Source organism: Acetobacterium malicum subsp. dehalogenans DSM 11527 (genome assembly GCF_000472665.1).
In the GTDB taxonomy this organism is placed as follows: Bacteria; Bacillota; Clostridia; order Eubacteriales; family Eubacteriaceae; genus Acetobacterium; species Acetobacterium malicum.
Genome location: NZ_AXAC01000025.1, coordinates 43,984 through 58,942, shown reverse-complemented (window position 1 = coordinate 58,942; position 14,959 = coordinate 43,984). Strand labels below are relative to the sequence as shown.

Here is a 14,959-nt window from a genome sequence, read left to right as displayed (position 1 = left end):
CTAGGCTTCGCCTTTGATGATTACGGTCAGTTTTCCAATCACACCCTGATAGGTTTTAATCTTAACTTCAGCCCGGCCCACATTGCGCAGCGGCATTTCCAACTCAACCTTGCGTTTATCGACCTTGATGCCTTTTTGCTTTTCCAGCGCTTCGGTAATATCTTTGCTGGTTACCGATCCGAACAGCTTGCCGTCTTCACCAGCCCGTTCAGTGATGTTAATTTCTGTTTCATCGATCGTTTTGGCCAGTTCGACAGCTGCCTGTCGCTCTGCTTCAACTTTTTTTGCTTCGTCAGCCTTGGTTTGTTCAGCCATGGCAATATTTTCTTTATTACCAATGACACCCTTACCGGTTTTAATTAGGAAGTTCCGGCCGTAACCGTCTTTAACTTCAACAATTTCACCTTTATTTCCAACATTTTTTACATTTTCTAATAATACTACTTTCATGATCCATTCTCCTTCTTATATTTTTTAATGGCGGTGAGCAGCAGCTCTTTTCCGGTTTCAAGATTCTTTTCCCCCGGGAATTGCGCTCCGGCAATGGCCAAATGGCCGCCTCCGCCGAGTGTTTCCAAGATTACCTGAACATTGACTTCGCCCATCGAACGGGCACTGATGGCCAGTCCCTCATCATTTTTTAAAATGATAAAAGAGGCCACAATCCCTTTGATATTGAGCAGTTCATCAGCGGCCTGAGCGGCAATAACCTTGCCATAGTCGGTGTTGTTTTCAAAGGTTGAGATAGCAATGTTGTCAAAATATATTTTGGCATTCTTGACTGCATCCGATTTGGCCGTATAAGTATTGAGGTCATCCTGCAGTAGAATTTTGCTGATCAGCGTATCGGCACCCTTGCGCTTTAAATAAGAGGCTGCTTCAAAGGTTCGTACCCCGGTTTTCAGGGTAAACATTTTCGTGTCCATACAGATCCCGGCCATCAAAGCATTAGCTTCAATGACATTGAGTTGATTTTTCTCGTCAAAATATTGGAGCAGCTCGGTGACCAGTTCGCAAGTCGAAGAAGCGTAAGCTTCGGTATAGCTCAGTAGGGTTTCCTTGATCGCCTTGCCGGAACGCCGATGATGATCAATGACCACAATTTTAGGAATCTGATCCACCAGCGATGGCATTTCCAGATAATTTACGGTTTGCGTATCTAAAATAATCAACAGGGTATTTTTAGTGGCATAGCTCTCAGCTTCCTTGGGGGTAATAAAGGCATCCTGATAGGCTTCGTTCTCCAGCAGATAATCAAAAAGTGATTTGATCGAATAGTTTATCTCCCGAATCACAATTTTGCCTTCTTTACCCAGTGATTTACAAGCCCCCAGCAGCCCGACTGCCGAGCCCAGACAATCCATATCCGGGTTCTGATGACCCATCAGCAGTACATGATCCGACTCTTTAATCAACTCTTTCAGACCGTAGGCCTTAACCCGGGCCTTAACCTTGGTTCTTTTTTCGGTAGCTTCGGTTTTGCCGCCATAAAAGGACATCTTTTCATCCTGACGGACCACCGCCTGATCGCCTCCCCGGGCCAGGGCGATGTCCAACGCTGAATGGGATAATTCCTGGGATTCGATAATTCCCAGAATATTCTCCGAGATCCCGATGCCAATACTGAGGGTAATGGGAACTTTTTCATCATTTTCAATTTCCCGAATCTCATCCAGTATTTTGAAATTTTCTTTTTGCAGGGCACAGATTTTCCCCCGCTCAAAAATCATCAGATAGCGGTCACTTTCATACTCGATAATGACACTGCCCAGCTGTTTAGCCCATTCGTTGAGCTTCAGATCAACCTTGCCGAGAATCGCCGAGCGCTTATGACTGGGGATCTGCTCGATAATATCATCGTAGTTATCGATGACAATATAGCAAAACAACGGCGAATTCTTCCGGTAAAGCTGACGCTGCTTGCTTTGTTCAGTGATATCAAAAAAATGGAGCAGTTCAAAACTGTGAACCTTGTCTGAGAAGGCGTTGGTAACCACCCCATAATCCCGCTCTTCGTAATGGAAGGTAAATTCATCGGCCTTAACTGCATCACTCAGGTTAAATTCCAACTCTTCAATGATACTCTTTTTGAATAAACCTTCTTTTTCCTTCTTGAAGGCCTTTCCAAAGGCCTGGTTATACCAGTAAATAATCCCTTCATTATCAACAATAGACATGGCGATGGGCATTTCATACATCCGCTCCTGATTGATTTTATCCAGGTCACTGTATATTTCGTCAATGGCTTTATCGATTTTAATCTCGTCAATACTGGTGTTTTTGGTGTAATAAATAATCAGGACCACAAAGATCACAACTCCGGCCACGCCCAGGAAAATATTATAAAAACCAAGCGCAATCGAAACAATCAATTGAGCCGCAATGGCGAACCGGACAACGTCTTTCTTTGATTCTTTCATTTTATCTGGGACTCCCTTCGAAAAATCTGGCGAATTCCGATGTAAGTATCAGCTACCCCGATGATGGTTACGAAGGCACTGAGTAAAAAACCCAGCACGATAACTAATACTTTTAAGCCTTTGTTGGTCAGCTGTTTATATTCCATATAATTAAGCATCAGTGACAGTCCCATGACGAAGAAAATGATGTTAACAAAATTCATCACTGTCACGATGTATATCTGCGGTATGGTCGACACCTGAAACATACTGATCATAAAATCACCGAGTAACAGTACCATTAAAAAATATTTAAGGGTTACCGGCATTACCCATTGACTGAGAGGTTTAAAGGTTTTAACCGGATAGCCGATTCGTTTAAGAATCATGTCTGACACCACAACATTTACCATCCCAAAAACAACGGGCAGCAACAAAAAGGCACTCGGCAGTGCCAGCTTCATCATGTCGATATTTTTTTCCATGGCTGTTTTGGCGATTGCCAGTTGTTCCGCATCCATGAGATTGGCCGTTTCATAAAACGCCATTACCTCACTGGTGCTCTGCTCCAGAGTCTGGAACAGCAGACTGGTAAAACCGACGCCCATCACCAATTCATAGCTGGCCACCACGGCGATCAACAGAATTGAAAAACCAAGAATCCCGATAACGACTTTTTTAAACGACGATAAATCCCGATTATAGGCAAACCCCAGGCTACATCCCACAAAGAGCATCAGCGCCCCAAAAGAAATAGCATTAAGCGGTCCCAGAAACAGACCGATCAGAATCGTGGCGGCAATACTGGAAAGAACACTTACTTTCAGTCCCTGGCGCTTCCCCAGTACAACCATTGGTACCGGTATAAAAAATACCAGCAAGACAAAGAACGGCAGATAATAACTGACTAAAGTAAGAATTACTCCCAGTGCACAAAACATGGCACCTTCTGTTATTCCACGTGTTTTCATTGATCCTCCAAATTGGCAACTTAACTGTTCCCATACGCAGTTTATTTATGCGTAAAAAGTTACTGAACCATTATATCACAATAAAAGAAAATGCCCATTATTTTTGTTTACCTTTATCCTGATTTTCGCCGGAAAAAGCATCTGTTTATTAACCCGCTACAGGCCGCTACCCTGTACAGTTTTGATGAAGGTGCGGGCGACCTGGAGCATTGCTTAATTATATCCTGACATAGAAAAAGCTGCTCACTTCAGGTCCTTCCTGAAACAAACAGCTTTACAATTTTTAGTTATTTGAGCTATATGGTAAAAGAGCAACGTTTCGCGCACGTTTAATCGCTTCAGTTACCTTTCTCTGATGTTTAGCACAGGTGCCAGTGGCTCTTCTTGGTAGAATTTTTCCACGTTCGGAAACGAATTTCTTCAGCGTGATTACATCTTTATAATCAACATTTTCTACTTTTCGTTCGCAGAACTCACAAACTTTTCTTCTCTTTTTAAATGGTTTTGGCATTGTATTTTCCTCCTATCTTAAAAAGGTATGTCGTCATCATCGGCCATCAGATGAAAGTCTTCATCCAGTCCCATTACTGACATATTGTTATTATTATCTACTCGTGGCGCTGAAGCTTGCTGGAATCCGGCGTTGGAATCTTTCCGGCTGGATGACAGAAAATTAATTTCATCGGCAACAACTTCCGTCACATAACGTCGTTGACCATCCTGTGCGTCGTAACTTCTTACTTGTAGTCGTCCTGATACGCCAATTTGGCTACCCTTTGACAAATATTGTCCGGCAAATTCTGCCTGTTTTCCCCACACGACAATTGGCACAAAGTCTGCTTCTTTTTGACCATCTTTGTTTTTAAAACGGCGATCCACCGCTAAGGTAAATGTCGCTACCGCTTTGCCCGTTGTTGTGTTTTTTACCTCAGGATCTCGGGTTAGTCTTCCTACTAGAATTACTTTATTCACAGAACTGCCCCCTATTTCTCTTTTTTAATAACGATGCTTCGAATAAACTGTTCGTTAATTTTGTATAAATGATCTAATGCATCAAGTACTGAGTTCTCAGCTTTGAAGTCTACTAATACGTAGAAACCTTCTTGATACTTTTTATCGATTTCGTAGGCTAATTTTCTTTTGCCCCATTCGTCGACTTTTTCAATTTCTCCAGCTGCTTCAATTACAGCCTTTACTTTGCCTACTAATTCTTCAATCGCTTCTTTTTCAAGATCCGGTTTTAAAACAAATAATGTTTCGTATACTCTCATTCCATTTCACCTCCTCATGGACTATGGCTCACTTTTCCAGCGAGCAAGGATTACAGCTTTTAATTATATCATATCTTACAATTGATGCAAGGATTTTCTTTTATTTTTTATTTTAGACTGGCGCAACTGCATTGAATAGAATCGGCGTCATAAATGTTTCGATAAAAGCAGCTAAGAAGAAGAGCGGAATCAGCCACAATAGATAAATCCGCAAACATCCGATCGCGGCCTGTTTTAATTCGCCTTTAAAACTTCTTCTTAAAATTGTTTTCGATAATTTTAAACAGAGATGCACCCCCAGAGCTACGCCTAAAACCAGGGCCGGAATCTCAATCATACCGTGGGGCAAAACACCAACCAGAAAAGCAAACCAACCGATACCATTGGTTTGATAAACAGCGCCAATCAGGCCGATAATGATGGCATTGGAGGCCAGCGAAAACAGCGGCAAAAACAAGAACGGAATAACACCCAAAAGACTGCTGATTCCACTGGCAATGATATTATTCAAAAAAATGCCAAACCATAGGTCGATGCCGGTGCCATCGAGAAATTCCTTCTGGTTAAACAGCGACTGCAACTCATTAAAATAGCTTTGACTCAAGGTTGGATCACTCAAAAAAAGCAGGGTATTTAAAACAATCATAATCCCAAAAAAAGCCAGGCAAAAATAGAATGTTGGCTTCAGGTTTTTTTCGAAGTAGCTTTCTGCTCCATACCATTGCGTCATAAAAAAAGTTTTCATACTGCTCCCTTGTTATCACTATCCAGAATTTTCTTGATCTGTTTATTGAATTTAGACCGCTGGAGCATGACAATATGGCCACAACCCAGGCATTTTATTTTTATATCTGCCCCAACCCGGATAATTTCCCACTGAAAGCTCCCGCAGGGGTGCTTTTTTTTCATTTCTACCCGATCCCCTAATGCATAAACCTTAGTTTCCATCTTTTACCTCTGCTTCTTTTGCTTTATCCACATTTTTAAGCGGTTCGCGGTTGTAAATAATTGATTTGTTGTATGGCACTTCGATTCCCTGTTCCTGGAATACCTCTTTAATTCGGTGCCGCAGGACATTTTCGGCCATGAATTTAGATCCGGCATCTTCATCGCAACTGATTCGGATATTGACTGCTGATGGATCCAGGCGGGTCACCCCCTGAACCTCCGGACGTATCTTAAATAATTCTTCATGATTTTGATAAAGATCCTCGCAAATTTCTTCCAGTAAATCGAGTACCTTGTTGACATCTTCTTCATAGGCAATGCTTACATCCACCAGGACTTTTATGTGTCCCTTGGAATAGTTGATCAAACGGTCAATTTTTCCATTATGAATAATAAAAAGTCCGCCATTAAATTCCCGGACACTGGTGGTGCGAATGCCAATGGCCTCGACAATTCCATAATGTGTTTCGTCAATAATTACATAATCTCCGACACTGAATTGATTTTCAAAAACGATGACAAAACCACTCATCACGTCTTCGACAATGCCCTGGGCCCCAAAACCAATGGCCAGAGTTCCGACGCCGGCTACCGCCAGCAGTGAACCGACATTGATAAACTGACCCAGAATAATCAGGCCGGCCAGGGTCCAGATGCCTGCTCTGGCGGCCGCTTTAGTGACGTGGTTTAAGGTCGTGATGCGCCGGGCATCTCTGGGTTCAAGACCAACCTTTTCCCCGTCAAAGATCCGGTCGACAACGCTATAAGTAATTTTTAAGCTGATTACAACCACAATCAGGACAATTCCCGAAACCAGACATTTTTGCAAAAGATGCGAAAAATCAATTTGATTTAAATAGGATGTAAAACTTGTTGTTAAATATTCCATTATTGTCTCCTATTGAATTCCCATATAGTTAAGTATCATTGGTATCGCCAGCTGCATCAGGTTACTGTTTTCGGCAGTTGGCAGATTTGACACGCCGCCGGTGGAAAGATTAATAACTGAAAAAATCCACAACATCACAGCGACAATGGCCCCCCCTAAAATCAGACCGATCAACATTCCCGCCAGGTGATTGATTGTTCCGATGACGGGAACTTTAGAAACTCCAAAAAAAATAATCTGCAGGACCCAGCAAAAAACCGAAACTCCCATGACGATGATCCCAAAACTGATACTTTGAGCAATGCCATGCATGATCAACTCAGTGATCATGGTGAGGCTCTGATCGACGATGGCTTGACCGACGCTAATGGCGGCTTCGCCTAAGAGTGAGGTGGTTAAGCCGCTTTGCTGAGTACCCAGATTCATCAGCGACTGGGAAATAGCTTCCACATTGATAGTTTTGAACAAGCCGTTAAGTACGCCCGATTCGATCAACCAGTCAGCCAGCAGCGGCGAAAAAATCCAGGCTATTACAAAAGATGCAATAAATCCCCCGAAACTGATCAGGGTATTTATTGCACCTCGTTTGTATCCTATAATTCCTGAAAGCGAGCAAATCAGGATGCAAATGAAATCCAGTGATGTCAATGCTGAAAAACTCATTTCTTATTCCTGTAATATTCTTCGATGTCTTCTTCGTTGATGATTCGCACGGCACTGGTTTCCATTAAAAAGGATTTATCGTCGGTTTCTTCATGTTGGTTCAGCCCTTTATTTAAGTTTTCCAGATCGATGGGATGAGACCGGTTCCAGTCGCCGACTGTTTCTGACTGGGTCTTACTGTTTACGGTCTCGAAGGTAATTTCCGGCATCGCGGCTGGCTTTATTTCAGACTCATAGGTGGGCTGAACTTTTTCTGAGGAAAATATCTTTTCGTCCACGACCGGATCAATTGTTTCAAAAAGCCCAGTTTCTGATTTGTTTCGGCGGGGTTTTTTATAATTTGTTCGTTCTGTCTCCGCATAGGCATCATCAAGGATGACCTCAGTCATAGTCATGGTTTCCGGTGCCTTCGGGGTGAATCCTTCGTTGATCTGTTCATCGGAAAGACCTTCCAACCCAATACTTTCGCGTTTTGGCATTCGGGATTTTTTTCGGGGTTTTTTCTTCTCTTTCTTGGTTTCCAGATCATACTCCAGATCCCGCTGATCTTCAGCTTTTGTTTCTTCCCAATACTTGCGACCCAGAATTCGCCCTAAAATTATCCCGAACACTTGAAATACAATCGTTAATACTAATCCGATTCCGAATAATATAAAAATTGATGTTTCACCGCCAATTAATTGATAAATTAAGCCATAGGGCAGATACCAGAAAATGGTGGGTGCGGCAATAAAAGCAAATTGATTCCAGATGCTGTTGGTATCCTGACCTGGAAACATTGTCGAAACAACGGTTAATGTCCCGGTTAAAACGATAATCGGAACAAGACTGTAAAGAACATATCTAAACGCCTTCGGCTTTTCATTTCCGCTGATATTCTTAAAACAGATTGCAAATAAGGTGATCCAGAATGCGCCTACGGTCAATAACTGGATGCCATTGAACAGATAGTTGAAATCGCTTGTTCGGATCAGATCAAATACATTTTTAAATATCAGAACAATCACAATATAGAGGATATTACCTAATACTGCGGCTTCCAGCGCTGACAATCGTCTCTTTCTTTTGATTTGATTCATTATTTTCTCCATTTCATAATTGAATTGTCATAATTTGACTGAGCTAGTTTGTTTTTTCATATCCCAATTGTTCGAGCAGACGATCCAATTCTTCCAGTGACGAATAGACAAACTCAATTTTTCCTTTTTTACCACGGCTACTTAAATGCACTTTGGTTTCAAATTTCTTCTCCAGCGCATCCTCAATTTCGATGATATAACCACTGTTGTCTTCTTTTTTCTTTTGCAACGGTTTCGCCAGGCCTTCAGTTTGCATTTTTTTGATGCGATTTTCTGCTTCCCTGACACTCATCCCTTTTTCAATGATCTCATTGGCAAAGGCTTCCATTTTTTCCGGGTCTTCCAGAATCAGAATGGCCCGGGCATGGCCCGAGGTAATCTGTCCCTGTGCCAATTGTTCCTGAATTGTTTTCGGTAATTTCAGCAGCCTGAGCGTATTGGCAATAGCGGTTCGGCTTTTTCCGATTCGAATACCAATTTCGCCTTGAGTGAGGTTGAAATTCTCCATCAAGGCCTCAAAGGCCATCGCTTCTTCAATGCTGTTCAAGTTTTCCCGCTGCACATTTTCAATTATAGCGATCTCCAGAACTTCCTCCGGAGGCAGATCTTTGACAATAACCGGAACCTCTTTGAGGCCGATCATGTTTGCTGCCCGCCAACGCCTTTCGCCGGCAATAATGGTATAACCCTTTGTTTCCGGTTTGACCACCAGTGGCTGAACGATGCCGTGTTCCTTGATCGATGCGCCCAGTTCTTCCAACTTATTCCGGTCAAATGTTTTTCGGGGTTGCTTCGGGTTTGGTCGAACGTTATTTGTTTTTACATAAAAAACAAGTTTTTCAAGGTCAACCTCCAGCACTTCATCTTCTTGTGAGGTAACCACCGCTTCGTCGGGAAATAACGCTCTCAGACCTTTTCCTAAACCTGTGTTTTTTCCCATAACTACTCCTGTCTCTGTATAAACTCTTTGGCCAGTGCCAGATATGCTTTTGATCCTTTTGATGTGTTGGCATATTCAAAAATTGTCTGCCCATAACTGGGTGCTTCAGCCAACCGAACATTTCTGGGAATCATCGTTTCATAAACCTTATCTTTAAAGTAATCGACCACTTCATCGACAACCTGGTTGGATAAGTTGGTCCGGCTATCAAACATGGTCATCAATACGCCCTCTATTTCCAGTTGCGGATTCAACCCCTGTTTGACCAGACTGATCGTATTCATCAGTTGGCTCACCCCCTCCAAGGCATAAAACTCGCATTGGATCGGGATCAACACCGTATTGGTCATGGCCAGGGCATTAATCGTCAATAAACCTAATGATGGCGGGCAGTCAATAAAGATATAGTCATAGAATGGTTTGACATTTTCGATACTGTTTTTAAGGCGCAACTCTCGCTGTGGCATATTTGTCAGTTCAATCTCTGCTCCGGCCAGATCTGGATGGGATGGCAGAATATGAAGATTATCATAGGAAGTCGTCAGAATGATCTCTTTAAGATCATCGCCGTGGATGATCCCATTGTAGACGCTTTTTTCCAGATTATTCTTCTCAATTCCGAATCCACTGCTGGTATTCCCCTGGGGGTCGATGTCAATGACCAGGATCCGGTATCCTTCCAAACTGAGGGCAGTGGTTAAGTTAATATTTGTGGTTGTTTTTCCAACTCCACCTTTTTGATTAAATACTGCCACGATTTTCGCCATATTCTACTCCTTAAATTTAATCACTCTTTTGCTGCTTGGGACGTTACCATAAACAACCAGTCTTTTTAGTTCTGATCGTGTTGATTTTTATCGACGACATGTTTCACGTGAAACATGTCGTATGATTGACTGTCTGCCGATTTTCATTTTTAAGAGATGTTTCACGTGAAACATCTCTTAAAAACCAGGTCAAATAGTATCATAAAACCCTTTATTTCTGCTTGCTATTTTTAGCTCTAAACTGGAAATGCTTCCTTTTTAATCTTGCCGTTGATGCGCGGAAAAAGATCAGGGGTTGGTTTTATTTTTTCCACATTCATTATAACATGAACATAATCACTTTGCAGTAATAAACCCTTTTCGATTTCAACTATTTTCCCACCTAAAACGGCGATCGGTTTTCTAGCTGCTGCCAGCTCGTCCTGATAGTCTCGACCTTTCATCGATAAAAATTGACCGCCAACCTTTGTTAGTGGCAAACAATATTCTGAAAGAAGGGTTAGGTTTGCCACCGCCCGGGACGTGACAACTTCATATTTTTCCCGATAAGCGCTGTTCTGCCCTAATTCTTCGGCTCTGCCATGGAGGATTTGAACGTTGCTAATCCCTAACTCCGCGGCAATGGACTGGACCACATTCAGTTTCTTTTTAGTCGAATCCATCAGGGTAATCTGCGCATCTTCCAGCATGATTGCTAGTGGAATACCCGGAAAACCACCCCCGGTTCCGACATCTAAAATACTTGCCTGAGAATTTTTAATCAGTTTAAGCAGGGTCAGGGAATCCAGTAAATGGAGCTTAATAAACTCATCTTTCTCAGTAATCCGCGTCAGATTGATATACTGGTTTTTTTCCAGCAGCCGGTCCATATAAGCGATCAACTTTTCGGCCTGCTTTTCATTAATAGTTATTTCTACCTGATTACCGAGGTCAATTAACTTTTCGATCCGATTATTCATGATTTGATCCATCCTTATCTGAACTTCTTCTGCGCTGTTCCAGGGCTATTAACAAAACTGAAATATCCGCCGGCGAGACGCCAGAAATTCGCGACGCCTGCCCCATCGATAATGGCTTTATTTCCTGAAGTTTTTCGGCCGCTTCAATCCGTAGCCCGCCGATTTTAGCATAATCAAGTTCCGGGGGGATCAGTTTGTGTTCAAGCTTTTTAAATTGCTCCACCTGTTGCAACTGCTTTTTAATATAGCCTTCATACTTGATCTGAACTTCAACCTGTTCCACCACACTCCAGTGCAGGAGTGGTCGTTCCGGATCGAAGACTTCGGTTTGCTGATATTTAACTTCCGGCCGTCTGATCAGTTCACCAATTGACAATCCATGCTGGATCTCTGAACTGCCCAAAGATTTTAGCACTTCATTATTCTCCGGGTTCGGTTTGACAATGACCTGATTAAGACGAGTAATCTCCTGTTTAATCTGTTCCTTTTTCGCCATGAACTTCTGATAACGGTTCTCGCTGATCAGCCCCACCCGATATCCAATCTCAGTTAGCCGCAAATCGGCGTTGTCCTGTCGCAACAATAAACGATATTCAGCCCGGGAAGTCATCATCCGATATGGTTCGTCGATCCCCTTAGTGATAATATCATCGATAAGTACCCCTATGTAACCTTCTGACCGATCAATAACCACTGGTTGTTCACCCCGTAAATAGAGGGACGCATTGATGCCGGCAATCAGCCCCTGAGCTCCCGCTTCTTCGTAACCGGAAGTACCGTTGATCTGTCCGGCAAAAAATAGACCCGCCACTTCTTTGGATTCCAGAGAGGCTTTTAGTCGGGTGGGATGGATGCAGTCATACTCAATGGCATAGGCCGAACGCATAAACTCCACCTTTTCCATTCCCGGCACCGTTCGGTATAAGGCAATCTGAACATCCTCCGGCAAACAGGAGGACATCCCCTGGACGTAGATTTCATTGGTATTTAATCCTTCCGGTTCCATAAAAATCTGATGTCGGTCCTTATCATGAAAGCGCATCACCTTGGTCTCAATCGAAGGGCAGTAACGGGGGCCGATCCCCACTACTTCTCCGGTGTATAGCGGTGATCGCTCAATGTTGGCATTGATAATATCATGGGTTTCCGGATTGGTATAGGTCAGGTAGCAGGGCACCTGGTCAATATCAATCTGATCGGTTTCAAAGGAAAAGGGCACGATATGTTCGTCACCTTCCTGGATAATCATTTTGGAATAATCCAGGGTTTTGGCATCCACCCGGGCTGGCGTTCCGGTTTTAAAACGCTGTAGCGCAATGCCATTTTTTTCCAGACTGTCGGATAAATACATGGCTGGAAATAAGCCGTTTGGTCCACCATCGTATTGAACATCGCCGATAATAATGCGTCCCTTTAAATAGGTGCCACTGCAAATGATTGCGGCTTGACAGTTATAAACCGCGCCGGTATTAACCATCACACCGGTGATCTTTCCATCTTCGACAATAATTTCGGTAGCTTCCTGTTGTTTTAAGAGAAGGTTCACCTGGTTCTCAATCACTTCTTTCATCCGAAACTGGTAGGCTTTTTTATCAGCTTGGGCTCGCAATGAATGAACCGCCGGACCTTTGGCGGTATTTAACATCTTACATTGAATCATCGTTGCATCTATGTTCTTTCCCATTTCACCGCCAAGAGCATCAATTTCTCTAACCAGATGTCCTTTTCCGGTGCCACCAATCGATGGGTTGCAGGGCATCATCGCCACCGAATCCAGATTGATGGTTAATAACAGGGTTTTTAGTCCAATTCGGGCACTGGCCAATGCCGCTTCGGAACCGGCATGGCCGGCGCCGATGACGATAATGTCGTAGTCTCCTCCTGGGTATGTCATTCGCTTTCCTCTACTTTCCAATGCAAAAATTTTTAAAAATCTGATCAATAATATCCATTCCAACGGCCTTGCCGGTGATCCCCCTTAGCGCTTCCAGGGCTTCCATGACGTCAATGCTGACAAGTTCCAGAGGCATTTGGCTGGCCATGGTGTTAATCGCATTTTTTAGACTGTTTTGGGTTGTTTCCAGTAATTGAATATGCCGGGTATTGGTGATCAGGTAGTCCGCATCCTGATTGACCGTTCCTGCAAAAACCATTTCCAGCATTTTCTGTCGCAACGTTTCGATCCCCTGATCTTCCAGCAGCGACATCGGAATCCAGGGCTCTGGTATCGCAATATCCATGCCACTGATAGCATCGGTCTTATTGGCTATATAAATGGTTTTGCGGTTTTTTAGCAACTCAATCAGTTCCTTTTCCCCGGCGGACATTTCCTTTGAGATATCGCGCATAAAGATGACCAGATTGGTTTGATTTAAAAGAGCCTTTGATTTTTCAACGCCTATTTTTTCGACCAGATTATCGGTTTCTCTAATCCCGGCGGTATCGATAATTTTAAAAGGAATCCCTTCGATATTAAGATACTCTTCGATGGTATCTCGGGTTGTTCCAGGAATATCGGTAACAATCGCTTTGTTTTCCATTAATAAGGTATTTAATAACGATGATTTCCCCACATTCGGCTCACCCAGAATCGCTGTGGTAATACCCTCCCGGTAAATTTTACCGGTTTCTGCCACCACCAGGATTTCTTTGATTCGACTTAATAGTCCCAGGATCTGGCTATTGACAAAATCATAGGAGATTTCTTCAATATCATATTCGGGATAATCAATATTCACTTCCATATGGGACAAAATCCCCACCAGGATCTCATCCAGTTCTTCCAGTTTCTGGGACAGTCGCCCTTCCAGTTGAGCCACCGAATACTCCAGACTCTTTTCGGTTTTGGCATTAATAATATCGATAACGGCTTCGGCCTGAGTCAGATCCATGCGTCCATTTAAAAAAGCCCGTTTGGTAAATTCTCCGGGTTCGGCCAATCGGGCTCCGGATTGAATGACCAGCTTTAATATCTTTCGCATCGGGACAATTCCCCCATGACAGTTAATCTCGACTACATCTTCGGCTGTATAAGAGTGAGGACCCATCATTTTAGAAATGAGGACCTCATCAATATCTTTATTTTCAGTTGGATCAACAATTCTTCCGTAAATCAATTCATGACTTTTGGCCGCGGCCAGGGTTTTTCCCCGGGGATTGACAAACAGTTTATTGCCCAATGCCACAGCCTCGGATCCACTAATTCTGATAATGCCAATTCCGGCACCACCCATCCCGGTGGCCACCGCGGCAATGGTATCTTCGTTTTGTAATAAGACTTCCAATTTTTTCTCCTGTCTCAATAATCGTTTCCTAATCTCTTATAATATATTAAAACCCTGGGGTTGACAAGTATGGTCCAATAAAAAAGCACTTTACAATTAACTCTTAAGCTAACTTGCAAAGTGCTCTGCTTTTTTACTAGTTTTTATCTTTTAATTGGATAACAACCCGGCGATAAGGCTCTTCCCCTTCACTAAAGGTAAAAACCTTGTCGTGATTCTGAAGTTTTGCATGGATGACACGCCGTTCCGAAGGATTCATGGGTTCTAGCAGCATTTTCTTCTGATAATAAACCGCTTTATTGGCCATTTTTTCGCCCAGATCTTCTAACGTCTTTTCCCGCTTAGCCCGGTAGTTTTCGGTGTCCAGAATAACCCGAACGTATTCTTCATGTTGTCGGTTGATAACTAAACTGACTAAATATTGGAGAGAATCAAGGGTTTGACCACGGCGACCAATTAAGACGCCCATATCCTTACCTTCCAGATCAATGAATAATACTTTATCCTCGAGACGGGTATGGATTTTACAGCTGATTTTCATGGCATCGAGGACATCATTTAAAAAATCAAGGGCCCGCTGTTCAGGATTATTTATCAGTGATACCTCAACAATGGCTTCTTTTTTTCCAAAAATCTTCATTAACCCACTGTCCGGTACTTGCAATACGTTTGTTTCAACTTGTTCTTTCGTCACACCAAGCTGTTGCAAACCATGGTTAATAGCATCTTCTACGGTTTTACCAGTACCCGTTACTGTCTTATTCATTTTCCCTCTCCTTAGCTTTCAGT

Annotated in this window: 17 protein-coding genes; all 17 read right to left on the bottom strand. The window is 42.9% G+C overall.

Translation table 11 applies throughout. The annotated features are described in order from the left end of the window. The 17 genes from rplI to jag all read right to left on the bottom strand — a co-directional run bounded on the left by rplI (position 1) and on the right by jag (position 14,936). Positions 1–450, bottom strand: a complete 450-nt coding sequence (gene rplI, locus A3KS_RS0110730) for a 50S ribosomal protein L9 (protein WP_026394932.1) — start codon at positions 448–450, stop codon at positions 1–3. Further along, on the bottom strand, positions 447–2,420 hold the full coding sequence (locus tag A3KS_RS0110725; RefSeq protein WP_026394931.1) for a DHH family phosphoesterase: 1,974 nt from the start codon (positions 2,418–2,420) through the stop codon (positions 447–449). The genes rplI and A3KS_RS0110725 overlap by 4 nt, the downstream gene beginning before the upstream one ends. After that, a complete protein-coding gene (locus A3KS_RS0110720; RefSeq protein WP_026394930.1) occupies positions 2,417–3,370 on the bottom strand; it encodes a YybS family protein in 954 nt (317 codons plus the stop codon). Before A3KS_RS0110720 ends, A3KS_RS0110725 begins: the two co-directional genes overlap by 4 nt. 283 nt (positions 3,371–3,653) lie before the next feature. Beyond that, positions 3,654–3,881, bottom strand: coding sequence for a 30S ribosomal protein S18 (gene rpsR, locus A3KS_RS0110715; RefSeq protein WP_026394929.1), 228 nt, complete (start codon positions 3,879–3,881; stop codon positions 3,654–3,656). Positions 3,882–3,898: 17 nt separating this feature from the next. Further along, positions 3,899–4,342 (bottom strand): single-stranded DNA-binding protein, encoded by a 444-nt coding sequence (locus A3KS_RS0110710; RefSeq protein WP_026394928.1) that lies wholly within the window; start codon positions 4,340–4,342, stop codon positions 3,899–3,901. Positions 4,343–4,353: 11 nt separating this feature from the next. Beyond that, positions 4,354–4,641 carry a 30S ribosomal protein S6 gene (rpsF, locus tag A3KS_RS0110705; RefSeq protein WP_026394927.1) on the bottom strand — a complete coding sequence of 96 codons (288 nt, stop codon included), beginning with the start codon at positions 4,639–4,641 and terminating at the stop codon, positions 4,354–4,356. Between the two features lie 112 nt (positions 4,642–4,753). Next, positions 4,754–5,386, bottom strand: coding sequence for a stage II sporulation protein M (locus A3KS_RS0110700; protein ID WP_026394926.1), 633 nt, complete (start codon positions 5,384–5,386; stop codon positions 4,754–4,756). Beyond that, on the bottom strand, positions 5,383–5,589 hold the full coding sequence (locus A3KS_RS0110695) for a DUF951 domain-containing protein (RefSeq protein ID WP_026394925.1): 207 nt from the start codon (positions 5,587–5,589) through the stop codon (positions 5,383–5,385). The genes A3KS_RS0110700 and A3KS_RS0110695 overlap by 4 nt, the downstream gene beginning before the upstream one ends. Then, on the bottom strand, positions 5,579–6,478 hold the full coding sequence (locus A3KS_RS0110690) for a mechanosensitive ion channel family protein (protein WP_026394924.1): 900 nt from the start codon (positions 6,476–6,478) through the stop codon (positions 5,579–5,581). The genes A3KS_RS0110695 and A3KS_RS0110690 overlap by 11 nt, the downstream gene beginning before the upstream one ends. Positions 6,479–6,487: 9 nt before the next feature. After that, on the bottom strand, positions 6,488–7,141 hold the full coding sequence (locus tag A3KS_RS0110685; RefSeq protein WP_026394923.1) for a CvpA family protein: 654 nt from the start codon (positions 7,139–7,141) through the stop codon (positions 6,488–6,490). Next, a complete protein-coding gene (locus tag A3KS_RS0110680; RefSeq protein ID WP_026394922.1) occupies positions 7,138–8,220 on the bottom strand; it encodes an MFS transporter in 1,083 nt (360 codons plus the stop codon). The genes A3KS_RS0110685 and A3KS_RS0110680 overlap by 4 nt, the downstream gene beginning before the upstream one ends. Before the next feature lie 43 nt (positions 8,221–8,263). Next, complete coding sequence (locus tag A3KS_RS0110675; protein WP_026394921.1) at positions 8,264–9,160, bottom strand: ParB/RepB/Spo0J family partition protein; 897 nt, start codon at positions 9,158–9,160, stop codon at positions 8,264–8,266. Positions 9,161–9,162: 2 nt separating this feature from the next. After that, on the bottom strand, positions 9,163–9,927 hold the full coding sequence (locus A3KS_RS0110670) for a ParA family protein (protein WP_026394920.1): 765 nt from the start codon (positions 9,925–9,927) through the stop codon (positions 9,163–9,165). A 236-nt stretch (positions 9,928–10,163) separates the two neighbouring features. Beyond that, complete coding sequence (gene rsmG, locus A3KS_RS0110665) at positions 10,164–10,886, bottom strand: 16S rRNA (guanine(527)-N(7))-methyltransferase RsmG (protein ID WP_035355987.1); 723 nt, start codon at positions 10,884–10,886, stop codon at positions 10,164–10,166. Continuing rightward, positions 10,879–12,780, bottom strand: coding sequence for a tRNA uridine-5-carboxymethylaminomethyl(34) synthesis enzyme MnmG (gene mnmG / locus A3KS_RS0110660; protein WP_026394918.1), 1,902 nt, complete (start codon positions 12,778–12,780; stop codon positions 10,879–10,881). Before mnmG ends, rsmG begins: the two co-directional genes overlap by 8 nt. 10 nt (positions 12,781–12,790) lie before the next feature. Next, the gene (gene mnmE / locus A3KS_RS0110655; protein ID WP_026394917.1) at positions 12,791–14,170 is read right to left on the bottom strand and encodes a tRNA uridine-5-carboxymethylaminomethyl(34) synthesis GTPase MnmE; all 1,380 of its coding nucleotides are present in this window, start codon (positions 14,168–14,170) and stop codon (positions 12,791–12,793) included. Positions 14,171–14,306: 136 nt separating this feature from the next. Beyond that, entirely contained in the window at positions 14,307–14,936 is a 630-nt protein-coding gene (jag, locus tag A3KS_RS0110650; RefSeq protein WP_026394916.1) for an RNA-binding cell elongation regulator Jag/EloR, read from the bottom strand. Between the last annotated feature and the right edge of the window lie 23 nt (positions 14,937–14,959).